The organism is Coprococcus eutactus (assembly GCF_001404675.1).
Classification (GTDB): Bacteria; Bacillota; Clostridia; order Lachnospirales; family Lachnospiraceae; genus Coprococcus; species Coprococcus aceti.
This window is the reverse complement of sequence record NZ_CYXU01000003.1, coordinates 15,405-39,460: the sequence shown is the minus strand read 5'-3', so window position 1 is coordinate 39,460 and position 24,056 is coordinate 15,405. Positions and strand designations below refer to the sequence as shown.

Sequence of the window (24,056 nt, the reverse complement as noted above, 5' to 3'; positions counted from 1 at the left end):
TGTATATATAATGGGTTGGATGAAAAACATATTTGTATTGAGGTAAATGCATTTGAAAGTTGCAAAATGGATCATGCGTGCCATAGTTGTTCTGGTGGTCGGAGTCATGCTGACTGCGGTGATCATATCCGCTGGGCTTGGAAGACAGGCGCGTATGACGATGAAAGAAGAAAAAAAGGCAAAAGCGAAAAACTCTTACACAGAAAAAGAGATGACCATAACTGAGAAGTTCCGGGACATTAACATACAGGTGGCAGACGACATGGATGTGAAACTGGTGGAATCCGACGATGACAAATGTCACGTCACATATTTCGATTCGCCCGACGTCATACATTCCGTGACGGTGCAGGATGATGCACTGGTCATGACCTGTGCCGACAACAGGACATTTGGCTCAGACATGGGCTTTGGAGACGATCCTTATGTCGTGGTGAGTATACCGGAGGGAGAGTATGGAGATATATCCATGACCTCGAAGACGGGAACTCTGGTGTCCAGTGTGCAGATATCCTGTGGGACATTTGAAGTAACTGAGGTGAATGGCGGAGCGTATCTGTCCAATATAACCGCAGAAAATGTAAATGTCGTCACAGATTCCGGTGAGGTCACCATGGCTTCTGTGGATGCGGACAGTGTGAAGGTGAATGGCAGCAGCGGCGACTTTTCGATAATGAACGTCCACGGCGACAATGTCATAATATCCGCGGGCAAGGGTTTGCTTGAGGGGTATAATATAAAGGCGGCAAAGGTTGGACAGTTCATGACATCTTCAGGAGATATAAATGTAGATGCGTGCGATGGACATATGCTCTGGTTTGCGACGGAGAGTGGTAACGTGGATATATCATTCTTGTCGGAGAAACGTTTCCTTGTGAACAGCAAGAGCGGAGAGGTGGACATACCTGAGCCCCATATGGCAAATGAAAACAAGTGCATTGTCGATACCGCATCGGGCGATGTTCAGATAAAATATGTTGACAGATAGGACGACTGAGCTTAGAAGGTTATAATATGGAATTAAAATTTGTTGATATTGATGATTATAGAAAACAGGTAAAGCACCTGTTCGTGACTGCGTTCCCAAGGGAAGAAAGACCTCCTATGTGGATGCTCACCAGAAGATGCAGACAGGGAAAGGCGAGGTTTCGTGCGGTTGTGGACTCGGGCAGATTTGTCGGACTGACATATGTGATAGGTGATGACAGGGTGAAAACGCTCATGTTCCTTGCGATAGATGAATCGGCAAGAGATGGTGGATACGGCTCTGCAATATTAAAAAAGGTGAGAGCAGAGTATCCGGATCAGAAGCTGTTTCTGAATATCGAGCCCCTTGATGAGAATGCGCCGAATTACGACCAGAGGTGCCGGAGAAAGGCGTTCTACGAGCGCAATGGCCTGTCCTGCCTGGATTACCAGGTCAGAGAAGCCGGTGTTACATATGAGATGATGACCTACGGAGAGTACGTGACACGGGACGAATACGAAGAGGTTATGAGAGTTATGTATGGCTCTCTTCTATATAAGATAATAAAGCGCATGTAAATGCAAATGTACAGGAAAGGAGATCTGTGACATGGCAAAGATGGTGAAGATAATAAAAAAGAAAGATGAATACTCAATGGAATATGAAGTGGGCGATGTGCTCAAGGTGGACAGCACATGGTACGGCGGCGTGACTGTGCTCGGCAAGACCGGTGTGCCGGTGTCCATAGATAAGGATGAATATGAGGAGGTTCAGGATATTTCTGAGCCGGAGAAAGCTGAACCTACGAGCATTGAGGAAGGACTCAGACCTGCGGGACAGGGCGTTTCAACAGAAGCCTTTGACCATTTGAAGGAGATCGAAGATGAGGTCCGTGGCGCTGTGAAGGATCTTCTTGCAGTTGCGGGACTTGAACCCGGCGATGCGCTGGTGGTCGGCTGCTCATCCAGCGAAGTTGCAAATATGAGGATAGGCTCATTCTCCAGTGAGGAGATCGGCAAATGTATAGCGGGAGCAATACTCGATGAACTCAAAGACACAGGTGTCTACATGGCGGCGCAGTGCTGTGAACATCTGAACAGGGCAATAATAGTTGAGAAGGAATATGCAAAGGCGAACAGGATACCGATAGTCAATGTTGTGCCACAGCTCAAGGCGGGCGGTTCATTTGCCACAGCGGCATACGCAGATATGAAGGAGCCAGTGGCTATCGAGGCTATACAGGCACAGGCAGGCATTGATATAGGAGATACTCTCATAGGCATGCATCTTGCGCCGGTGGCCGTTCCGGTCAGATCTGAGCACAGCATGGTTGGAAGTGCACATGTGGTTATGGCGAGAACCCGTGCAAAATACATTGGCGGTGCGAGAGCCTGCTATCGCTAAAAAATAAAGAATTACCCGGAGGTATGACGTGTACGACAATATTATATTTGACTTATATGGAACATTGATAGACATTCACACTGATGAGGAGGACATCGCTGTGTGGAAACATATGTGTGAGTTCTATGCGCAGCACGGAGTGAAATACAATCCGGCAGGACTCAGATCAAGGTACAAGAGACAGATCAGACGCGCAGAACAGGCCATGGCAAAGAAGAGGTTCAAATTCCCTGAGATACAGATACTTGAGGTATTTGAGCAGCTCACGTTGAAAAAAGATCAGACACCGTCCGATTGTGCAGAGCTGACAGTGGCTGCGGCTCAGGAGTTCCGCAAGGCGTCTACAGGATATATAAGACTGTATGACGGCGTGACGGATATGCTCGAACAGCTCAAGCAGGCCGGAAAGAAATTATACATCCTGTCAAATGCACAGAGAGTTTTCACCTTCCCTGAGGTTCAGTCACTTGGCATAGAGGGATATTTTACAGATATATCGCTCTCTTCGGATTTCGGTGCAATGAAGCCGGATGCAGCGTTCTATCAGCAGCTCCTGGACAGAAATCATATCAATCCGAACAGATCCATAATGGTGGGAAATGACGCGGTATGTGATGTGCTGGCGGCGAAGCAGGTCGGACTCCACACCTGTTATGTACACTCCAATATATCCCCGGTGGATGATGCCGACAGAGACATAAAAGCAGACATAATTATGGATGAGGTAAATGTGCCGGAGATGTGCAGACTTATCCTTGAGGATGCCGACAGATAAGACCGGTCATATCCGAATATAAAAAAGAACTATTCGTCTTTAGTTAAAACGAATAGTTCTTTTTATTCTATATATGATCTAGCTGAAAAGCTCTCCGTGCTTCTCGTAATCGGTAATACGTGAGATGGAGTTGTCATCATTTACAAATACGACCTTAGGTGTGTGCTCCTTTGCCTCCTCAGGTGTCATTGATGCGTAGCACATGAGAATGATGTGATCTCCGACCTGGACCTGACGGGCAGCAGCACCGTTGAGGCACATAACTCCTGATCCCGGCTCTCCTGCTATGGTGTATGTCTCGAAACGATTACCATTTTCTATGTCAACAATCTGTACTAATTCATACTCAAGGATTCCGGCGGCCTTTAAAAGCTCAGAATCTACAGTTATACTGCCGACGTAATTGAGCTCAGCCTGAGTTACAACTGCGCGGTGTATCTTACTCTTTAACATCGTAATATTCATAAGATTTGCCTTTCTATGCTGTATGCATCCTGTTTACCGCAATTATAATATCATAAATTGACAATATTGCAACAGTAAATAAAATCATTTCTTGATTATATTATTGACATGTGCAAAAATAACTGAAAGAGAGTTGTAGACCGGACATTTGGAAAGGTGGACAATGGAGAGTCAGAATTACTTAACTATTGCAATAGAAAAGATGGGGCACGTCATGCTTGATGACAGGCATATGAAAGCCTCTGACATATATAAAACAGCGGTTAAGCTTCACAAAAAAGAGGATTATAATCCGCCTTCTTATAATGAAGATAAGTTTAAGGTCAGATCGGTGTTTGAGAAGGGCGGACTGTGCTTTTATGTGATGCCTAAAGACGGCAGGGCGACGGAGTTCTTCATGTATATACACGGCGGAGGATTTGTGTCGAGGATAACACACAATGAATGGAAGTTTGTGTTCGACACGGTGGAGAGAACCGGCTATGGGGCGGTGGTTCCGATATACCCGCTTGCGCCGGAGCATTCGGTGACAGAGGCACTGGATATGCTTACGGGTGCGTATGACAAGCTGTGTGACTCGGAGGATGTCCAGCGTCTGGTGCTTCTCGGACATTCATCCGGAGGCTGTCTGGCGTTATCGCTTGCCATACAGTTGTGGAAGAAGGGCAGGAGAAGACCGGACAAGCTCATACTGTGCTCCCCGGTTCTTGACACGGAATTTGAGGACACGGAGCTTGAACAGAAGATGAGTGACAAGAGCCGTTTTATGTACAGATATTACTACACGCCGGGGATAAAGCATTTCCTCTCTGCTTACTGGGTGAAGGATGCGGCAGGCAGGACGGATATGACAAGTCCCGTGTATTACGACATAACGGATATATGCGATGAGATGGATATATTCACGACAAATGACGACATGCTCAACTGCTATGCCAGAAGGCTGTATGATAACGCGAGCAGGACGAATATGAAGGTGCATTACTATCAGTATTATGCGGTGACACACGATTATCTCGAGCATCCCCTCATACCGGAGTGCAAGACCATCATGAAGAAGATCGCCGGATGCATCAAGGGAGATTCGGATTTTGTACCTGCTGACATAGAGAATGACATCTGGTGCAGGGCGATGATGGCTGAGCGTTATCCAAAGTTATATGAGGACAACGAGGCCATAAAGCTCACGGACAAATTAGGCATCGAGCATAAGAAGAGGAATGCCAGATACACATTTTACGACAGGACAGTCATGATGGAGAGGCTGGTCGCTGTGGACGAGAGAGTTCGAAACTTCATAAATAGATATGCGGACGGAATTATCGTCAATGTCGGATGCGAACTGGATACCATGTTTTCCCGTGTGGATAACGGCCGTATAAAGTGGTACAATGTTGATCTCCCAGAGCGCATAGATATAAGAAGAAAATACATGGAGATCCGGGACAGAGAGGTCAACATAGGAAGTTCAATATTTGATTACGAATGGCTTGATGAAGTGCAGAAGCCTCAGGATGTGGCGATCCTGTTTGTTGTATACGATATGATGAGATATTTTGACAAGGACAAGCTGAAGTTGTTCCTGGATGCGATATGGAAGAAGTATCCGGGGGCTGAGGTTGTATTTGATGCCAAGAATTCGGTTGCAAAACACAGATGGAACAGAAGAGTGTTCATGGGTAAAAACAAAGGAACGATGCTGCGGGTGAGCATAGATAACTGTACAAGTCTTATGTATGACTGGAACATCAAGTACAAGATACTCTGTGATGAACCGATACTCAGAGAAGCGGATCTTGAGAGAATGTTCTCACACAGTGAGGCGAGAAGGTTCAGACATGCCATAAAGAAGAAGTATGACAAGGTCATACATTTGCGGCTTGGCACGGAACATTTCCTTGATAATATGTAATCAGTGTATGCGGACTAAGGCGGACTAAGCTAAGAAGGAAGAGACAGGTAGAGATATGGACACACAACAGATAAAGAAATTTACCAGAAACTGGTGCATACTGGTTGGATCGGTATGTCTTATTGCTGGAATTGTTATAGGAATATTTATAGGAAGATCGGGAGGATTTACCAACTCCAAGGCATCTCCGGGGCTTTCCTATGAATCGGGATATACGCTCGAGGATACGGAGATAACCAGTCTTATATATGACAATTACTGGAACTATATACCGACAGCGTACATCAATGTCGGAGAACTCGGCCCTGATGCGCTGCTGTACAAGATCAGCGACAAGGTGGAGAGAAACAATCTCGATGTTGAGAAGTTCTACACGGGCGACGATGGATATATGCATTACAGCGATGACAATATAAAGGACACACTGGTGGGTGTGGATCTGTCAACATTCCAGTCAGACATAGACTGGGAGACTCTGGCGAAGAACAAAGACATAGATTTTGTTATGCTCAGAGTGGGTTACAGAGGCTACACGCAGGGCGGACTGATGCTGGATTCAAGCTTTGAGGACAGCAAGGCGGCCGTCATCAAATACAAAATACCGACAGGGCTTTACTTCTTCACCCAGGCGATAACATATGACGAGGGTGTAGAGGAAGCGAATTTTGTCCTCAAACAGATAGGCAAGATGAACGTCAAGTATCCTATAGTTATCGACTCGGAGCTTATCGGCGACAGTGAGGCGAGAGGCGACAACGCATCGAATGATGAGAGAACGGATGGCATAGTCGGCTTCTGTGAGACGATAAAGGCGGCAGGCTACACGCCGATGATATATGCCAGCAGGAATATGTTCGCACAGTGCCTTGACATGGACAGACTTGGGGATTACGAGCTGTGGCTTGCACACTATGCAAATGTTCCTAATTTCCCATACAAATATACAGGATGGCAGTACACCGAGTCCGGAACCGTTGACGGTATATCCGGAGACGTGGATCTGGATCTCTGGTTCAAATGATAAACCTTGAATAAACGTGTTATCACAGCCCCGGTTGTTACATATTATAAATGGAATAAACAACCGGGGCTGGATGTTTTATATGGCAACAAAAATTATGATAGATGCCGGGCACGGCGGATATGACAACGGTGCATCGTATGAGGGCAGGCTTGAGAAAAACGATAACCTGAACCTGGCGCTGGCACTTGGGGATGAACTCACCCGCAGGGGATATGATGTGGTATACACCAGAACGGAGGATGTATACGATTCTCCGGTCCGCAAAGCACAGAAGGGAAATGAGAGCGGAGCAGATTATTTTATATCGCTTCACCGCAACTCTGCACCGGAGGCCAACAAGTACAGCGGAGTGCAGACCCTTGTCTACGATAAAAGCGGAGTGAAATACAATCTTGCACAGGAAATCAACAGCGAGCTTGAAAAGCTGGGCTTTCGAAATATAAATGTTGAGGAGAGGCCGGGGCTGGCGGTGCTGCGCCGGACTGAAATGCCCGCAGTGCTCATAGAAACAGGCTTTATCAACAACGATTACGACAATTACCTGTATGATTACAATTTTGAAGCCATAGCAGACGCAATAGCAAATGCTGTGGATGAGACGATCGGCGCGTGAGCGTGAGCCTGGCAATAAACGGATTTGAGTCAGGTCGGGTAAAAAATAAAAAAATTGTTGACATTGCATTTGCAGTGTGTTACATTAAGCAACGATGAACTGCCGAAGACAGTAGGTGCCTTAGGGCGTAAGATGTTATATCACCTACCGAGGAAAGATATCGTTATTGAATTAACAATCTACTCTCAGGTCTTAGGGCTTTGAGAGTTTTTTTATATCTTGGAATGTGCAGTCATTAGTAAAATAAGGAGGCGCATTATGGCAAAGGTAGAGTTAAAGAAGCCAATAGTAGAAGAGATCAAGGCAAATCTTGAAGGCGCTGCTACTGCAGTAGTTGTAGACTATCGTGGTCTTACAGTTGAGCAGGATACACAGCTCCGTAAGAATTTAAGAGAAGCTGGTGTTGTATACAAGGTATACAAGAACACAATGGTTAACTTCGCTATCGAGGGAACAGAGTTCGAAGGCCTTAAGGGTTGTTTAGAGGGACCGACTGGTCTTGCAATCTGCAAGGATGACGCTACAGCGGCTGCAAGAGTTCTTGCAGACTTCGCAAAGAATGCCCCAGCTCTTGAGCTTAAGGGCGGCGTTGTAGAAGGTACATTCTACGATGCAGAAGGAATCCAGGTTATTGCAAAGATCCCTTCAAGAGACGCGCTTATTTCCAAGTTCCTTGGAAGTATCCAGTCACCTATCGCAAACTTCGCTCGTGTTATCAAGCAGATCGCAGAGCAGAAGGAGGCTTAATATTAAGCCTGATAGAACATCTGATGTATATATCGGCACTGCCGGGATCATATGCTGTCAGATATTCAACTGTCTATATCATGGACAAATGGTATCCGCATGATACGAGAATGATGTGCGGATGCATTACAAAATAACAAATTATATTATATGGAGGAAAAACATAATGACAACTCAGGAAATTATTGAAGTAATCAAAGGTTTATCAGTATTAGAGTTAAACGACTTAGTTAAGGCTTGTGAAGAGGAGTTCGGCGTATCAGCAGCAGCAGGTGTTGTAGTTGCAGCAGCAGGTGCAGACGGTGCAGCAGCAGCCGAGGAGAAGGATTCATTCAACGTAGAGCTTACAGAGGTTGGTCCTAACAAGGTTAAGGTTATCAAGGTTGTTCGTGAGCTTACAGGCTTAGGTCTTAAGGAAGCTAAGGACGCTGTAGATGGTGCTCCAAAGGTAATCAAGGAGGACGCTACTAAGGAAGAGGCTGAGGAAGCTAAGACAAAGCTCGAGGCTGAGGGCGCTAAGGTTACATTAAAGTAATTTGATCCTTATTTTATTATCAGACTTTATTCGGCCTGGCGGAGATGGATCTCATCCCGCCGGGCCGGTTTTTCTATACATCTTTTCTCAATTAATAAAAAAATCTAAAAAATTTCCAAAATATAGTTGACAAATATTGCATTTGCTGTTAGGATAGTAAACTGTCACTATTATGGCTTCGTGTGCATACACATCATAATATGGTGATAAATGGCTTTAAAACACTTATTTAAACTAAGGTTTGTCTTAAAAAGCATAAAAATAAATTCCAAGGGGTGAATGTGTCGATGGAAAAGAACAGAATTAGTCCTGTCAAGTCTGGAAAAGGCTACAGAATGAGCTACGCTAAGCAGAAGGACGTCCTGGAGATGCCTAACTTCATAGAGGTTCAGAAGAATTCATACAATTGGTTCTTAACTGACGGTCTGAAGGAAGCATTCAGGGATATTTCTCCTATCACTGATTACTCTGGACAGTATAGTCTTGAGTTCGTAGATTTTCAGTTCTGTAAAGATGACTTGAAGTACAGTATCGAGGAATGCAAGGAGAGAGATGCAACATATGCGGCGCCTCTCAGAGTCAAGGTCAGACTCAGAGTCGGAGATGCTAAGGAGATGTCAGATCATGAGATATTCATGGGTGATCTTCCTCTTATGACAGAGACAGGAACATTCGTTATCAATGGTGCAGAGCGAGTTATAGTAAGCCAGTTAGTGCGTTCACCTGGTATTTACTATGATATAACACATGATAAGGTTGGTAAGAAGCTGTATGCATGTACAGTAATTCCTAACAGAGGTGCATGGCTGGAGTATGAGACAGATTCCAACGATGTATTCTATGTTCGTGTGGATAGAACCAGAAAGGTACCTGTGACTGTTCTTATCCGTGCACTTGGTCTTGGAACAGATCAGGAGATCATAGATTTATTTGGCGAGGAGCCAAAGATCATGGAGAGTCTTAACAAGGATCCTGCAAAGTCATATGCAGAGGGCGTGGTAGAGCTTTACAAGAAGATCAGACCAGACGAGCCTTCAGTAGTTGAGAATGCAGAGAGCCTTATTAATGCTATGTTCTTTGATGCGAGAAGATACGATCTTGCAAAGGTTGGACGTTACAAGTTCAACAAGAAGCTTGCTCTCAAGGCTCGTATAGCAGGACATGTCCTTGCTGAGGATGCTATCGATCCTAGCACAGGAGAGGTTATCGCTGAAGCTGGAACAACAGTATCAGAGGAGCTTGCAGACACAATTCAGGATGCAGCAGTTCCTTATGTTATGATCCAGACAGAGGAGAGAAACGTTAAGGTTCTTTCTAATATGATGGTCAACATTGCCAACTATGTGGATTTTGATCCTGCTGAGCTTGGCATTGTGGAGAGAGTATATTATCCGGTTCTCGAGGGACTCCTCGAGGAGTATGGTGATGATACAGAGAAGCTCAAGGCTGCCATAGAGAGAGACATGTCAGACCTCGTACCAAAGCATATTACAAAGGAAGACATATTTGCTTCCATAAATTACAACATTCACCTCGAGTATGGCATTGGTAATGACGATGACATCGACCATCTGGGCAACAGACGTATCAGAGCGGTTGGAGAGCTTCTTCAGAACCAGTATAGAATCGGTCTTTCAAGACTTGAGAGAGTTGTAAGAGAGAGAATGACAACACAGGATGCTGAGTCTATCACACCTCAGTCCCTTATCAATATCAAGCCTGTAACGGCTGCTGTTAAGGAGTTCTTCGGAAGTTCACAGTTGTCACAGTTTATGGATCAGAATAACCCTCTGTCAGAGCTGACTCATAAGAGAAGACTTTCAGCCCTTGGCCCTGGTGGACTTTCACGAGACAGAGCCGGATTCGAGGTCCGAGATGTACACTATACACATTACGGTAGAATGTGTCCTATCGAGACCCCTGAGGGTCCTAACATCGGACTTATCAACTCACTGGCTACATATGCGCGTATCAACGAGTATGGTTTCGTTGAGGCTCCATATAGAAAGCTTGATAAGACAGATCCTTCTAACCCTGTTGTTACAGATGAGGTTGTTTACCTTACAGCAGACGAGGAGGACAGATACAGAGTAGTACAGGCTAATGAGCCTATAGATGAGAATGGACACTTTGTCAAGAACAATGTATCAGGAAGATTCAGAGCTGATACAACCGAGTTCCCTAAGTCAAAGGTTGATCTCATGGATGTATCACCTAAGATGGTATTCTCAGTTGCTACATCGATGATCCCATTCCTTCAGAACGATGATGCTAACCGTGCCCTCATGGGATCAAACATGCAGCGTCAGGCGGTTCCTCTTATGATGACAGAGTCAGCAGTGGTTGGAACAGGTATGGAGGCAAAGGCTGCTGTAGATTCAGGTGTCTGCGTCGTTGCCAAGAGAGACGGTGTTGTAGAATATTCAAACAGCACAGAGGTCTGTGTAAGAGCAGATGAGGATGGAACAAAGGATGTATATCACATCATCAAGTTTGCACGAAGCAACCAGGGTAACTGTATGAACCAGAGACCTATCGTGTTCAAGGGTGACCACGTAAAGGCTGGAGAGGTTATCGCAGATGGCCCTTCAACATCTGGCGGAGAGATCGCACTTGGTAAGAACCCACTGATCGGTTTCATGACATGGGAAGGTTACAACTACGAGGATGCGGTTCTTCTCAGCGAGAGACTTGTACAGGATGATGTATACACATCAATTCATATAGAGAAATACGAGTGTGAGGCTCGTGATACCAAGCTTGGTAAGGAGGAGATCACAAGAGATCTTGCAGGTCTGTCAAATGATGTCCTCAAGGATCTTGATGAGAATGGTATCATCAGAATCGGCGCAGAGGTTCGTGCCGGTGATATCCTCGTTGGAAAGGTTACTCCAAAGGGAGAGACTGAGCTGACAGCAGAGGAGAGACTTCTTCGTGCCATCTTCGGTGAGAAGGCAAGAGAGGTAAGAGATACATCACTGAAGGTTCCACACGGAGCATTCGGTATTGTTATAGATGCAAAGGTATTTACACGTGCTGATGGAGACGATCTTCCGGCAGGCGTAGACAAGAAGGTCAGAGTATATATAGCACAGAAGAGAAAGATCCAGGTCGGAGATAAGATGGCTGGTCGTCATGGTAACAAGGGTGTAGTTTCACGAGTGCTCCCTGTTGAGGATATGCCATTCCTTCCAAACGGACGTCCTCTTGATATCGTGCTTAACCCACTGGGCGTTCCTTCACGAATGAACATCGGACAGGTCCTCGAGATCCATCTCGGACTTGCTTCACAGGTTCTTGGATTCAAGGTATCCACTCCTGTATTCAATGGTGCTACAGAGTTTGACATCATGGATACACTGGAGATGGCCAATGACTATGCAAATGGTACATGGGAAGACTTCGAGGCTAAGTACAAGGATACAGTAAAGCCTGAGGTTATGGATTACCTCTACACGAACAGAGACCACAGAGCAGAGTGGAAGGGCGTGCCTATCAACAGAACAGGTAAGGTTCAGCTCCGTGATGGTAGAACAGGTGAGAACTTTGATGCCCCTGTAACTATCGGTTACATGCATTACCTCAAGCTGCACCATCTGGTTGATGATAAGATCCATGCTCGTTCAACCGGTCCGTACTCACTGGTAACACAGCAGCCACTGGGTGGTAAAGCTCAGTTTGGTGGACAGCGTTTCGGAGAGATGGAGGTTTGGGCTCTTGAGGCTTATGGTGCTTCATACACACTGCAGGAGATTCTGACAGTTAAGTCTGATGATGTTGTAGGACGTGTTAAGACATATGAGGCTATTATCAAGGGCGACAATATACCAGCACCTGGTGTGCCTGAGTCATTCAAGGTACTTCTCAAGGAGTTCCAGGCTCTCGGACTTGATGTAAGAGTCGTAAGAGAGGAAGAGGACGAGGAAGGCAACAAGAAGATGGTTGAAGTTGATCTCAGCGAGACCATGGAAGCTTATGATTACAACACAAGTATCAAGAGACTTCTCAGCGACAGATCATCAGACAGAGACGATGATATGGATGAGAGCGATGCACCTGAGGTGTTCAGAGGCGATGACGCAGATGAGCTTCAGGCAAGCGGATTCTCAGAGGTTGATGAGAACGACGATATAAGTGATATGGAAGACCTCGGCGATTCAGATTATATGGATAATAATGAGGAAGAATAAGAAAGGAGCTTTGTAAGATGCCAGAATACAATGTAGACAATGCAGAACAGGAAAAGTCATTGAACTTTGACGCAATAAAAATCGGACTTGCATCTCCTGAAAAGATAAGAGAATGGTCACATGGTGAGGTAAAGCGCCCTGAGACTATCAACTATAGAACACTTAAGCCTGAGAAGGACGGTCTGTTCTGTGAGAGAATATTTGGGCCACAGAAGGACTGGGAGTGTAATTGTGGTAAGTACAAGAAGATCAGATTCAAGGGAATCGTGTGTGATAAGTGTGGAGTTGAGGTAACAAAGTCCAACGTTCGTAGAGAGCGTATGGGACATATTGAGCTCGCTGCTCCTGTATCACATATATGGTACTTCAAGGGAATCCCTAGCCGTATGGGACTGATCCTTGATATATCACCAAGAGTGCTTGAGAAGGTACTGTACTTCTCATCATATATAGTAACAGATCCAAAGGATACTCCGCTTGCTTACAAGCAGATCCTCAACGAGCAGGAGTTCAGAGAGGCAGAGAAGGAGTATGGTTACGGTTCATTCGTTGCAGAGATGGGCGCAGAGGCTATACAGAAGCTTCTCAAGGCAATAGACCTTGATGCCGAGAGCGCAGAGCTTAAGAAAGAGCTTGAGACATGCAGCGGCCAGAAGCGTACAAGGATCATCAAGAGACTTGAGGTAATGGAGGCATTCAGAACATCAGAGAACAGACCTGAGTGGATGATCATGAATGTAATACCTGTTATCCCACCAGATATCAGACCTATGGTACAGCTTGAAGGTGGAAGATTTGCAACATCAGACCTCAACGATCTGTACAGAAGAATTATCAACAGGAATAATCGTCTCCGCAGACTCCTTGATCTCGGTGCTCCTGAGATCATCGTGAGAAATGAGAAGAGAATGCTTCAGGAGGCAGTTGATGCACTTATAGATAACGGTAGACGTGGACGTGCGGTAACAGGCCCTGGTAACAGAGCACTGAAGTCACTTTCAGAGATGCTGAAAGGTAAGCAGGGACGTTTCCGTCAGAACCTTCTTGGTAAGCGAGTTGACTACTCAGGACGTTCAGTTATCGTAGTTGGACCAGAGCTTAAGATTTACCAGTGCGGTCTCCCTAAGGAGATGGCTATCGAGCTGTTCAAGCCATTTGTTATGAAGGAGCTTACAGCTACAGGTAAGGCAAACAATATCAAGCAGGCAAAGAAGATGGTAGAGAAGCTTGAGCCACAGGTTTGGGACATTCTTGAGGATGTCATCAAGGAGCATCCGGTTATGCTTAACCGTGCCCCTACACTTCACAGACTTGGAATCCAGGCATTTGAGCCAGTGCTTGTAGGCGGTAAGGCTATAAAGCTTCACCCACTCGTATGTACAGCCTTCAATGCCGATTTCGATGGAGACCAGATGGCTGTCCATCTTCCACTTACAGTAGAGGCACAGGCTGAGTGTAGATTCCTTCTGCTTTCACCTAACAACCTGCTGAAGCCATCAGATGGTGCGCCTGTTGCCGTTCCTTCACAGGATATGGTACTTGGTATCTACTATCTGACAATGGAAAAGGAAGGCGAGATCGGAGAGGGAAGATATTTTAAGTCCAAGAATGAGGCAATACTTGCATATGAGAATGGTGGAATTACACTTCACACCAAGATCCATGTAAGAAGAACCGGTGAGTTCGAGGGCGAGGAAGTTACAGGTGTTATCGATACAACACTTGGAAAGCTTCTCTTCAATGAGATCATTCCACAGGATCTCGGATATGTAGACAGAACTGTTCGTGAGAACGCTCTGAAGCTTGAGATAGATTTCCATGTAGGAAAGAAGCAGCTCAAGCCAATCCTTGACAAGTGTATCAATACACACGGTGCAACAAAGACTGCAGAGGTTCTTGATGATGTCAAGGCAATAGGATATAAGTATTCAACAAGAAGTGCTATATCAGTATCTATTTCAGATATGAAGGTGCCTGATGAGAAGAAGGATATCCTTGAGGATGCACAGAAGCTCGTTGACCAAATCACCAAGAAGTTCAGACGTGGTCTTGTATCAGACGAGGAGAGATATCAGGCAGTAGTTAAGATCTGGGAGAAGGCAGATAAGCATCTGCAGGATCTCCTGTTCGCAGGTCTTGATAAATATAACAATATATTCATGATGGCTGATTCTGGAGCCCGTGGTTCTAATCAGCAGATCAAGCAGCTTGCAGGTATGCGAGGACTGATGGCAGATACAACAGGTAAGACCATTGAGCTCCCAATCAAGTCTAACTTCCGAGAGGGACTTGACGTTCTGGAGTATTTCATTTCAGCGCATGGTGCTCGTAAGGGTCTGTCAGATACAGCTCTTCGTACAGCCGATTCAGGATACCTGACAAGACGACTTGTAGATGTATCACAGGATCTTATAATCAGAGAGCCTGATTGTAGTATAGGAAGAGATTCAATTCCGGGTATGGTCATTGAGGCCTTCAGAGAGGGCAAGGAAATGATCGAGGAGTTTCAGGAGAGAATCACAGGACGTTACCTTGCAGAGTCTGTATATGATGCAGAGGGCAACATGCTTGTCAAGATAAATCATATGGTAACTCCTAAGAGAGCTGAGCTCATTGTTAAGAAGGGTGTCGATGCCAACGGCGTTCCATTCACCGTTAAGGATGACGATGGAAACGAAGTTGTAAGATCAGATGCAAAGCTTAAGATCAGAACAGTCCTCACATGTAAGTCACACCTCGGTGTGTGTGCAAAGTGCTACGGTGCGAACATGGCAACAGGAATGCCTGTACAGGTTGGTGAGTCAGTTGGAATTATCGCTGCACAGTCAATCGGTGAGCCTGGTACACAGCTTACAATGAGAACATTCCATACAGGTGGTGTTGCCGGTGGCGATATCACACAGGGTCTTCCAAGAGTTGAGGAGCTTTTCGAGGCCAGAAAGCCAAAGGGACTTGCGATCATTGCAGAGTTTGGCGGAAAGGTACAGCTCCGTGACAACAAGAAGAAGAGAGAGGTTGTCATAACAAACGATGAGACAGGTGAGTCAAAGGCATATCTTATTCCTTATGGTTCACGTATCAGAGTTCTTGATGATCAGGTACTTGAGGCTGGTGATGAGCTTACAGAGGGATCAGTTAATCCACATGATATCCTTAAGATAAAGGGTGTTCGTGCAGTTCAGGATTACATGCTCCGTGAGGTTCAGAAGGTTTACAGACTTCAGGGTGTTGATATCAATGATAAGCACATTGAGATCATCGTAAGACAGATGCTTAAGAAGATCATAATTGATGAGCCGGGAGATTCAGATTATCTTCCAGGAACACAGGCAGATCTGCTTGAGTTTGAAGATACAAATGAGAAGCTTATCGCAGAGGGCAAGGAGCCTGCAACTGGAACACAGATAATGCTTGGTATAACAAAGGCATCACTTGCAACTGATTCATTTATGTCGGCTGCATCATTCCAGGAGACAACAAAGGTTCTTACAGATGCTGCGATCAAGAGTAAGGTTGATCCACTTATCGGACTTAAGGAAAACGTTATCATCGGAAAGCTTATACCTGCTGGTACAGGAATGAAGAGATATCGTTCAGTAAAGCTTGACACTGATATGGAAGAGCTTAACTTCTTTGATGAAGATGAGGATACAGATGATTACGAAGAGTTAGAGAATGTAAATTCAGAGGAGATCGTATTTGAGACCCTCGATACAGCCGGAGATGCTGACGAAGAGTAATCACTCATTTGCTTGGATGTATATAAAAAAGTAGTGGCTGCGAAGCTGCTCGACATGAAGGATATAAGGGGAATCCGGGATATGTCAATTTCTCATAAAGGTATTCAGATATACCTGTGAGAAATAGGATATGCCGGATTTCTTTTTGGAAATATTTAGTAAGAAAGAAATGGAATAATATGGCTGCTGTAAAGAAAATCAATAAAGAAGGTATATTAGAAGCGGCGTATAACCTTGCCAGAAGAGAAGGAATTGCCGCAATAACAGCAAGAAAACTGGCAAAAGAGATTTCCTGTTCAACACAACCAATATATGAGAATTTTGTTGATATGGGAGCTGTTATAGAGATTACAACAGAGCGTATAAATGAGGTTTACGGTTCCCTGAAGACAAGTCTGTGTAAGAAAGAGAATGCGGATTATGTCAGCCAGACCACTATTGTCTGTGAGTTTGCAGACAGTGAGAGGGTGTTGTTCAGACAGCTCGTTGCAGACAATGACTCGGGACATGGACTGTTTAAGGATACCAGGACAGAGAAGATGTTAGTTGAGACACTTCACTGTGATGAGATTGTTGCAGATCAGATAAATGAGGAAATGCACAAATATATAATGGGACAGGCGTTTCTTGTAAATGAAGGTTATACAGAATTTGATCAAGCCAGACTGGCAATGGAAACAGAGAGAGTCTTTGAGTTCGTTAAGAAAATATTTGTCAAATAAATGCTTGACAGAGAAAATACTCGACTATATAATGATAAAGCATGCGTAAAAACATGCTTTATCATTTTTAATTTATATACAGGAGGTGAAAACATGCCAACATTTAACCAGTTAGTTAGAAAAGGAAGACAGACAGTAGAGAAGAAGTCAACTGCACCAGCTCTTCAGAGAAGTTTCAACTCACTCAAGAAGAAGCCAGTAGAGACAAGCTCACCACAGAAGAGAGGAGTTTGTACAGCAGTTAAGACAGCTACTCCTAAGAAGCCTAACTCAGCTCTTAGAAAGATCGCCAGAGTACGTCTTTCAAACGGAATCGAAGTAACAAGTTATATCCCAGGTGAGGGTCATAACCTTCAGGAGCATAGCGTTGTACTTATCCGTGGTGGAAGAGTAAAGGACTTACCTGGTACAAGATACCATATCATCAGAGGTACTCTTGATACAGCAGGTGTAGCAAAGAGACGTCAGGCTCGTTCAAAGTATGGTGCAAAGCGTCCTAAGGATGCAAAATAAAACATGCTAGAACACAATTCTAATTTGTGCTGGTAAGGTCATGTTTTTATATAGATAATAATTCAGATAGAAACAATTAAGACAGATAACAGCACGAACACATTCCATAATTATATAGAGAATGTGAGTACCGAAGATTTAATAAATAATTAAGGAGGGAAGAACCGTGCCACGTAAAGGACATATCGCAAAGAGAGACGTATTAGCGGATCCAATTTACAACAATAAGGTCGTTACAAAGCTTATCAACAACATTATGTTAGATGGTAAGAAGGGTGTAGCACAGAAGATCGTCTACGGTGCATTTGATCGTATCGCAGAAGAGACTGGTAAGCCTGCATTAGAGGTATTCGAAGAGGCTATGAACAACATCATGCCACTCCTCGAGGTTAAGGCTAGACGTATCGGTGGTGCAACATATCAGGTACCTATCGATGTAAGACCTGACAGAAGACAGGCTCTCGGACTTCGTTGGTTAACAGCTTTCTCACGTGCAAGAAGTGAGAAGACTATGGAAGAGAGACTTGCGAAGGAGATCATGGATGCAGCTAACAACACAGGTGCATCTGTAAAGAGAAAAGAAGACATGCACAAGATGGCAGAGGCAAACAAGGCATTCGCTCACTACAGATTCTAGTTATCTGTGTGAGAATGCATTTGCATGCATGCTTATGTGTATATGGGACACAATAGATGTGTTACGAAAATTAGCAAAAGGAGGACAATCCGTTGGCTGGAAGAGAATATCCATTGGACAGAACAAGAAACATTGGTATTATGGCTCATATCGATGCAGGTAAGACAACTCTTACAGAGCGTATCTTATACTATACTGGTGTTAACTATAAGATTGGTGATACTCATGACGGTACAGCTACCATGGACTGGATGGAGCAGGAGCAGGAGAGAGGTATAACAATTACTTCAGCTGCTACAACATGTCACTGGACACTTGAGGATCATCACAAACCAAAGGCTGGCGCGTTAGAGCACAGAATCAACATCATCGATACTCCGGGACACGTTGACTTCACTGTTGAGGTTGAGCGTTCACTTCGTGTACTTGACGGAGCTGTAGGTGTATTTGATGCTAAGGCTGGTGTAGAGCCTCAGTCAGAGAACGTATGGCGTCAGGCTGACACATACAATGTACCTCGTATGGCATTCATCAACAAGATGGATAAAATGGGTGCAGACTTTTTCTACTCAGTTCAGACAATCATTGATCGTCTGGGCAAGAATGCAATTCCAGTACAGATCCCTATCGGAAAAGAGTCAGACTTCATCGGTCTGATCGATCTGTTCGAGATGGAAGCATACTACTACAAAGATGATAAGGGCGAGGACATCGAGATCACAACTATCCCTGATGACCTTAAGGAGCTTGCAGACAAGTGGCATGAGAACCTTGTCGAGAAGATCTGCGAGTTAGATGACGACTTAATGATGATGTACCTTGAGGGCGAGGAGCCATCAATCGATGAGATGAAGAAGGTTCTTCGTAGAGCAACTATCGCATGTGAGGCAGTTCCTGTATTCCTTGGTTCAGCTTACAAGAACAAGGGTGTTCAGAAGATGCTTGACGGTGTTATCGAGTACATGCCAGCACCAACAGATATCCCTGATATCACAGGTGTTGATCCAGACGGTAACGAGGTTGTTCGTCATTCATCAGATGATGAGCCATTCTCAGCTCTTGCATTCAAGATCATGACAGATCCATTCGTTGGAAAGCTTGCATTCTTCAGAGTTTACTCAGGTACACTGAACTCAGGTTCATATGTACTGAATGCAACAAAGGATAAGAAGGAGCGTGTAGGACGTATCGTACAGATGCATGCCAACGCTCGTAAAGAGATTGATAAGGTTTACTCAGGAGATATCGCAGCTGCTGTAGGTTTCAAGCTTACAACTACAGGTGACACAATCTGTGATGAGCAGCATCCAGTTATCCTTGAGTCAATGGAATTCCCAGAGCCAGTTATCGAGCTTGCTATCGAGCCTAAGACCAAGAATGATCAGGGTAAGATGGGTGAGGCACTCGCAAAGCTTGCTGAGGAGGATCCTACATTCAAGGCTCATACAGACAAAGAGACAGGACAGACAATCATTGCCGGAATGGGTGAGCTTCACCTTGAGGTTATCGTTGATCGTCTTCTCCGTGAGTTCAAGGTTGAGGCAAACGTTGGTGCACCTCAGGTTGCTTACAAGGAGACATTCACAAAGCCAGTTGATATCGACAGCAAGTATGCTAAGCAGTCAGGTGGTCGTGGACAGTACGGTCATTGTAAGGTTAAGTTCGAGCCTATGGATCCTAACGGTGAGGAGACATTCAAGTTCGAGTCAACAGTTGTCGGTGGTGCTATTCCTAAGGAGTACATCCCAGCAGTTGGAGAGGGTATCGAAGAGGCAGCTAAGGCTGGTATCCTTGGCGGCTACCCAGTACTTGGTGTTTATGCTAACGTATACGATGGATCATACCATGAGGTCGATTCATCAGAGATGGCATTCCACATCGCTGGTTCTATGGCATTCAAGGAGGCTATGGCTAAGGCTGACCCAGTTCTTCTTGAGCCTATCATGAAGGTTGAGGTTACAATGCCTGAGGAGTACCTCGGTGATGTAATCGGAAGCTTAAATGCTAAGAGAGGCCAGATCGAGGGTATGGATGATATCGGCGGTGGTAAGATCGTCAGAGCATTCGTTCCACTTGCAGAGATGTTCGGATACTCAACAGAGCTTCGTTCATCAACACAGGGTCGTGGTAACTACTCAATGTTCTTTGAGAAGTACGCTCAGTGTCCAAAGAGCATTCAGGAGAAGGTTATCGCAGAGCATTCTAAGTAAGATATTTGACGAAAGACATTTTCCTGGTCTTTCAGGTCATATAAATAAAAAATTATATATGCTGGCAGGTTAAAGATTACATATCGTTAGCCTGCTGGTATAAAGAGATAAAAAATGGTTGAAAATCTCTAGTATTTTCTATATAATGATTTTTAGCCGAGTAACCCGCGTGGGGTATAATTTTTAAGGAGGATTTTATATCATGGCAAAGGAAAAGTTTAATAGAAGTAAGCCACATTGTAACATCGGTACAATCGGACACGTAGATCACGGTAAGACTACTCTTACAGCTGCTATCACAAAGGTTCTTTCAGAGAGAGTTGCTGGTAACACAGCTACAGATTTCGAGAACATTGATAAGGCTCCAGAGGAGAGAGAAAGAGGTATCACTATCTCTACAGCTCACGTTGAGTACGAGACAGAGAAGAGACATTACGCACACGTTGACTGTCCAGGACATGCTGACTACGTTAAGAACATGATCACTGGTGCAGCTCAGATGGATGGTGCTATCCTTGTTGTTGCTGCTACTGATGGTGTTATGGCTCAGACAAAGGAGCATATCCTTCTTTCACGTCAGGTTGGTGTTCCTTACATCGTTGTATTCCTTAACAAGTGTGATATGGTAGACGATGAGGAGCTTATCGAGCTCGTTGAGATGGAAGTTACAGAGCAGCTCGAGGAGTACGGATTCAATGATTGTCCTATCGTTAAGGGTTCAGCTCTTAAGGCTCTTGAGGATCCAATGGGACCTTGGGGAGACAAGATCATGGAGCTTATGGATACAATTGATTCATATATTCCAGATCCACAGAGAGATACAGATAAGCCATTCATCATGCCTGTAGAGGACGTATTCACAATCACAGGTCGTGGTACAGTTGCTACTGGTAGAGTAGAGGCTGGTGTAATTCACCTCAATGATGAAGTTGAGATCGTTGGTATCAAGCCAGAGATCCAGAAGACAACAGTAACAGGTATCGAGATGTTCAGAAAGCTCCTTGACGAAGGTCAGGCTGGTGATAACATCGGTGCCCTTCTTCGTGGTATCAAGAGAGAGGACATCGTAAGAGGACAGGTTCTTTGTAAGCCAGGTTCAATTACATGTCATACAAAGTTCACAGCACAGGTTTACGTTCTGACAAAGGACGAGGGTGGTCGTCATACACCATTCTTCAACAACTATCGTCCACAGTTCTACTTCAGAACAACAGACGTTACAGGTGTATGTAACCTTCCAGCTGGTACAGAGATGTGCATGCCTGGTGATAACGTAGAGATGACAATCGAGCTCATCCACCCAATCGCTATGAGTCAGGGTCTTACATTCGCTATCCGTGAGGGTGGTAGAACTGTAGGTTCAGGAAGAGTTGCTTCTATCATCGAGTAATCGCTGATAAACCGCATAAATAAAGGATTTTCAGACCTTCGAGGGTTCGCCCTCGGAGGTCTTTTTTTCTGCCTGAAAATGGTTTTTGACCCTATTTTGACCCTATTTTAGAGCAAAAAATAAGCTCTGACCCTACAAATGACATAAAAATCTAAAATTTAAAGAACTTATGAATAACAGGGAAGCCTTTCTATATCTTGAAATAAGCGGAAAGAATATTGTATAATAAATTCCGGTCAAGTGCTAGTTGTATACTTATATCACAGTTCTTAATAGCTTGCAGAAATGAAAAAGGACGTGTATAATAAAACTACTTAGATGTATTATAGAAAGGAGAAGTACTATGGTATATATTTCTTCATTTACATATTGCGATAGTATTCAGACGGAAATGACCCCACAGGGACCGAGAAATCAGATTGTGAATCCGTTACAAGTCCTTGCACCGATAGCTGTACCGGGAAACTATTCATTTGCGATTGCTTGTAATATAGCAGGATTTGATGCGATGAAAGAAAACTGTGTACGAATACAGTTTATATCGCCTAATGGACAGATAGTGAATGATACTGGCGATATTAAGTTTCAGTTGCCTGCGGAGCAATTTAAACAGGATAAATTGGGAGTTATGCAGTTTAATTTAGATATGAGGAATTTAGTATTAAGTGAGGTTGGATTATATTCAACTAAGGTAATGATAAATGGTGAACAAATAGGTGAATATAAGATACAAGTTATAGTAGGTGATAGATAATGATGGCAGTGAAGCATTTATCAGATACAAATATAAGTAAGGTGTGTAGTACGCTTGTTGGGGGTGTAATAGCGACATCTATTATTGTTTTTGGAAATGGAGCAGTTTCTGTAGGAAATACTCAGGACTGTACAAGACCAATAATTTGTTCAAACGATGAGAAAACAAATGTATATGCATCTTTTATGGCAGCCCCTAGCATATCCTATGATGTAACTGGATATAGTAGTACTAAAAGTGCTAGTTCAGGTGTAGAAAAGGTGATAATAAGTGAAGAAAAATTGGAAAATTTAAAGAAATTGGAAGTAATTGCAAGTCTGGAATATAATTGGAATGCAAATGGGGCAAAAGCTTTTTCAGATAGATTGATAACTAAAGTGAGAAATTTGGTGATGTTTTTAGAAATTCAACCAGAGGTTTTTCCTACAGCGTGTGAATCTATACAGTTAGAATATGATAAGGCAGATGGGGCGCATTTGGAAATTGAACTTAATGAAAGCGATAATGCAGAAGTATTTATAGTGGATGATTGTGGATGTGAAAGATTTATAAATGTTAGCGCTAGTATTGAGGGGATAAACAAGGTGGTGAGTGATTTTTATGGATAGTACATTTGAAGGTTCAGAAAGGCTATATCGTGCAGTATATCCTCCTTCTCATCCAGGATTGTTTTGGAAAAAAGATGGAAAAATTTCTCCAGCGGCATTTGCAGATCCCCATGGATTTTCAGTTGAAAGAGGTTTCTATAGAAAACCGGAAGAAATAGTAGAAAAAATGAAAAAGACGTTTTCAGGTTGTATAGTCTCTTTGAGTGTGCAAAATTGTCGAGATGTGAATGCTGTAGTAAAATATTTGCCATCAAGTACGAATGAGTATCATTCGGAGATTCATAGTAGTGATACAGTTGTTCTATTAAATAAGAGTCAAAGGCTTTATTTGGCAAAAGTAATAAATAAGGAATATATGGAAGAATAAAAAAGGGCGTGTAAAATAATTAATACATTCCCTTTATTTTTGACCAATAAGAAAAGGTGTTGATAAATGCTGGCTTTACTTTTATTAATAAATGAATAAAAGTTTGAGAATAATCCTAATTAATAGTAAAAATAAGCTCTGACCCTACAAATGACATAAAAATCTCAGAGGGAAGATCTAAGGATAGGAGATTTACAGATAGGATATTAAGGGTACAGGGGATAAATATTTTGACATACAGTAGATGCGTGTTAATTTGAATACAGAAAAATGTGCTACTGATAGACGGTTAGCCCAAGAAAATTAGTTTGACAAAAATGCCGCTTAGTTTTCCAGACGTGGGCGGCTATTTTTGTGGTTTATTACTATCTTTACCGAATGTGTATCCGGCACAAAAGCAGGTGATGCCGAAGCCCACTACTGCAATGAAAAACGTCGAAAAATAAAAATTTATAAAAATTTTATAATTATTTTTTCTGCTCA

At 43.8% G+C, this 24,056-nt stretch carries 20 protein-coding genes and 1 other annotated feature; of the genes, 19 read left to right on the top strand and 1 reads right to left on the bottom strand.

Annotated features, from left to right (window positions below; translation table 11 throughout):
- The first annotated feature begins 46 nt into the window (after nucleotides 1-46).
- From ARA78_RS07265 to ARA78_RS07250, 4 genes are all read left to right on the top strand, one after another.
- The gene (locus ARA78_RS07265) at nucleotides 47-988 is read left to right on the top strand and encodes a DUF4097 family beta strand repeat-containing protein (protein WP_055147783.1); all 942 of its coding nucleotides are present in this window, start codon (nucleotides 47-49) and stop codon (nucleotides 986-988) included.
- A gap of 26 nt (nucleotides 989-1,014) precedes the next feature.
- Entirely contained in the window at nucleotides 1,015-1,545 is a 531-nt protein-coding gene (locus tag ARA78_RS07260) for a GNAT family N-acetyltransferase (RefSeq protein WP_055147780.1), read from the top strand.
- Nucleotides 1,546-1,834: 289 nt separating this feature from the next.
- Complete coding sequence (locus ARA78_RS07255; protein WP_117550523.1) at nucleotides 1,835-2,371, top strand: TIGR01440 family protein; 537 nt, start codon at nucleotides 1,835-1,837, stop codon at nucleotides 2,369-2,371.
- A gap of 28 nt (nucleotides 2,372-2,399) precedes the next feature.
- Nucleotides 2,400-3,146, top strand: a complete 747-nt coding sequence (locus tag ARA78_RS07250; protein ID WP_022216757.1) for an HAD family hydrolase — start codon at nucleotides 2,400-2,402, stop codon at nucleotides 3,144-3,146.
- Between the two features lie 78 nt (nucleotides 3,147-3,224).
- Here the strand turns inward: ARA78_RS07250 and panD are convergent, their stop codons facing one another.
- A complete protein-coding gene (gene panD / locus ARA78_RS07245; RefSeq protein ID WP_015534201.1) occupies nucleotides 3,225-3,611 on the bottom strand; it encodes an aspartate 1-decarboxylase in 387 nt (128 codons plus the stop codon).
- 163 nt (nucleotides 3,612-3,774) lie between these two features.
- Here panD and ARA78_RS07240 point away from each other — a divergent pair, with 163 nt between their 5' ends.
- The 15 genes from ARA78_RS07240 (at nucleotide 3,775) to ARA78_RS07170 (ending at nucleotide 23,573) form a co-directional block, all read left to right on the top strand.
- On the top strand, nucleotides 3,775-5,523 hold the full coding sequence (locus tag ARA78_RS07240) for an alpha/beta hydrolase fold domain-containing protein (RefSeq protein WP_055147777.1): 1,749 nt from the start codon (nucleotides 3,775-3,777) through the stop codon (nucleotides 5,521-5,523).
- 55 nt (nucleotides 5,524-5,578) lie between these two features.
- Nucleotides 5,579-6,544: a glycoside hydrolase family 25 protein gene (locus ARA78_RS07235; protein WP_055147774.1), complete on the top strand. Its 966-nt coding sequence runs from the start codon at nucleotides 5,579-5,581 to the stop codon at nucleotides 6,542-6,544.
- A gap of 82 nt (nucleotides 6,545-6,626) precedes the next feature.
- The gene (locus tag ARA78_RS07230; protein ID WP_015534198.1) at nucleotides 6,627-7,160 is read left to right on the top strand and encodes an N-acetylmuramoyl-L-alanine amidase family protein; all 534 of its coding nucleotides are present in this window, start codon (nucleotides 6,627-6,629) and stop codon (nucleotides 7,158-7,160) included.
- 84 nt (nucleotides 7,161-7,244) lie between these two features.
- Nucleotides 7,245-7,382, top strand: a sequence feature (ribosomal protein L10 leader region).
- A 36-nt stretch (nucleotides 7,383-7,418) separates the two neighbouring features.
- On the top strand, nucleotides 7,419-7,907 hold the full coding sequence (rplJ, locus tag ARA78_RS07225; protein WP_015534197.1) for a 50S ribosomal protein L10: 489 nt from the start codon (nucleotides 7,419-7,421) through the stop codon (nucleotides 7,905-7,907).
- A gap of 166 nt (nucleotides 7,908-8,073) precedes the next feature.
- Complete coding sequence (gene rplL / locus ARA78_RS07220; protein ID WP_015534196.1) at nucleotides 8,074-8,442, top strand: 50S ribosomal protein L7/L12; 369 nt, start codon at nucleotides 8,074-8,076, stop codon at nucleotides 8,440-8,442.
- Between the two features lie 287 nt (nucleotides 8,443-8,729).
- Nucleotides 8,730-12,632 carry a DNA-directed RNA polymerase subunit beta gene (locus tag ARA78_RS07215; RefSeq protein WP_055224423.1) on the top strand — a complete coding sequence of 1,301 codons (3,903 nt, stop codon included), beginning with the start codon at nucleotides 8,730-8,732 and terminating at the stop codon, nucleotides 12,630-12,632.
- Nucleotides 12,633-12,649: 17 nt separating this feature from the next.
- Complete coding sequence (gene rpoC / locus ARA78_RS07210) at nucleotides 12,650-16,372, top strand: DNA-directed RNA polymerase subunit beta' (RefSeq protein WP_015534192.1); 3,723 nt, start codon at nucleotides 12,650-12,652, stop codon at nucleotides 16,370-16,372.
- A 179-nt stretch (nucleotides 16,373-16,551) separates the two neighbouring features.
- A complete protein-coding gene (locus ARA78_RS07205) occupies nucleotides 16,552-17,094 on the top strand; it encodes a hypothetical protein (RefSeq protein ID WP_015534191.1) in 543 nt (180 codons plus the stop codon).
- A gap of 93 nt (nucleotides 17,095-17,187) precedes the next feature.
- On the top strand, nucleotides 17,188-17,607 hold the full coding sequence (rpsL, locus tag ARA78_RS07200) for a 30S ribosomal protein S12 (RefSeq protein WP_004850608.1): 420 nt from the start codon (nucleotides 17,188-17,190) through the stop codon (nucleotides 17,605-17,607).
- A 166-nt stretch (nucleotides 17,608-17,773) separates the two neighbouring features.
- Nucleotides 17,774-18,244 carry a 30S ribosomal protein S7 gene (rpsG, locus tag ARA78_RS07195; protein ID WP_004850607.1) on the top strand — a complete coding sequence of 157 codons (471 nt, stop codon included), beginning with the start codon at nucleotides 17,774-17,776 and terminating at the stop codon, nucleotides 18,242-18,244.
- Between the two features lie 92 nt (nucleotides 18,245-18,336).
- A complete protein-coding gene (gene fusA / locus ARA78_RS07190; protein WP_071849530.1) occupies nucleotides 18,337-20,454 on the top strand; it encodes an elongation factor G in 2,118 nt (705 codons plus the stop codon).
- Nucleotides 20,455-20,656: 202 nt separating this feature from the next.
- The gene (gene tuf / locus ARA78_RS07185; RefSeq protein WP_055147771.1) at nucleotides 20,657-21,844 is read left to right on the top strand and encodes an elongation factor Tu; all 1,188 of its coding nucleotides are present in this window, start codon (nucleotides 20,657-20,659) and stop codon (nucleotides 21,842-21,844) included.
- A 343-nt stretch (nucleotides 21,845-22,187) separates the two neighbouring features.
- A complete protein-coding gene (locus ARA78_RS07180; protein ID WP_055271916.1) occupies nucleotides 22,188-22,598 on the top strand; it encodes a DUF6941 family protein in 411 nt (136 codons plus the stop codon).
- Nucleotides 22,598-23,206, top strand: coding sequence for a hypothetical protein (locus ARA78_RS07175; RefSeq protein WP_055271915.1), 609 nt, complete (start codon nucleotides 22,598-22,600; stop codon nucleotides 23,204-23,206). Before ARA78_RS07180 ends, ARA78_RS07175 begins: the two co-directional genes overlap by 1 nt.
- Nucleotides 23,199-23,573, top strand: coding sequence for a hypothetical protein (locus tag ARA78_RS07170; RefSeq protein WP_055271914.1), 375 nt, complete (start codon nucleotides 23,199-23,201; stop codon nucleotides 23,571-23,573). The genes ARA78_RS07175 and ARA78_RS07170 overlap by 8 nt, the downstream gene beginning before the upstream one ends.
- The last annotated feature ends 483 nt before the right edge of the window (nucleotides 23,574-24,056 follow it).

Excerpts from the sequence above, each read along its gene's own strand:
- ARA78_RS07265 (WP_055147783.1), top strand. The coding sequence starts at position 47 with ATGCATTTGAAAGTTGCAAAATGGATCATGCGTGCCATAGTTGTTCTG.
- ARA78_RS07260 (WP_055147780.1), top strand. The coding sequence starts at position 1,015 with ATGGAATTAAAATTTGTTGATATTGATGATTATAGAAAACAGGTAAAG.
- panD (WP_015534201.1), bottom strand. The coding sequence starts at position 3,611 with ATGAATATTACGATGTTAAAGAGTAAGATACACCGCGCAGTTGTAACT.
- ARA78_RS07240 (WP_055147777.1), top strand. The coding sequence starts at position 3,775 with ATGGAGAGTCAGAATTACTTAACTATTGCAATAGAAAAGATGGGGCAC.
- ARA78_RS07235 (WP_055147774.1), top strand. The coding sequence starts at position 5,579 with ATGGACACACAACAGATAAAGAAATTTACCAGAAACTGGTGCATACTG.
- ARA78_RS07230 (WP_015534198.1), top strand. The coding sequence starts at position 6,627 with ATGGCAACAAAAATTATGATAGATGCCGGGCACGGCGGATATGACAAC.
- rplJ (WP_015534197.1), top strand. The coding sequence starts at position 7,419 with ATGGCAAAGGTAGAGTTAAAGAAGCCAATAGTAGAAGAGATCAAGGCA.
- rplL (WP_015534196.1), top strand. The coding sequence starts at position 8,074 with ATGACAACTCAGGAAATTATTGAAGTAATCAAAGGTTTATCAGTATTA.
- ARA78_RS07215 (WP_055224423.1), top strand. The coding sequence starts at position 8,730 with ATGGAAAAGAACAGAATTAGTCCTGTCAAGTCTGGAAAAGGCTACAGA.
- rpoC (WP_015534192.1), top strand. The coding sequence starts at position 12,650 with ATGCCAGAATACAATGTAGACAATGCAGAACAGGAAAAGTCATTGAAC.
- ARA78_RS07205 (WP_015534191.1), top strand. The coding sequence starts at position 16,552 with ATGGCTGCTGTAAAGAAAATCAATAAAGAAGGTATATTAGAAGCGGCG.
- rpsL (WP_004850608.1), top strand. The coding sequence starts at position 17,188 with ATGCCAACATTTAACCAGTTAGTTAGAAAAGGAAGACAGACAGTAGAG.
- tuf (WP_055147771.1), top strand. The coding sequence starts at position 20,657 with ATGGCAAAGGAAAAGTTTAATAGAAGTAAGCCACATTGTAACATCGGT.
- ARA78_RS07180 (WP_055271916.1), top strand. The coding sequence starts at position 22,188 with ATGGTATATATTTCTTCATTTACATATTGCGATAGTATTCAGACGGAA.
- ARA78_RS07175 (WP_055271915.1), top strand. The coding sequence starts at position 22,598 with ATGATGGCAGTGAAGCATTTATCAGATACAAATATAAGTAAGGTGTGT.
- ARA78_RS07170 (WP_055271914.1), top strand. The coding sequence starts at position 23,199 with ATGGATAGTACATTTGAAGGTTCAGAAAGGCTATATCGTGCAGTATAT.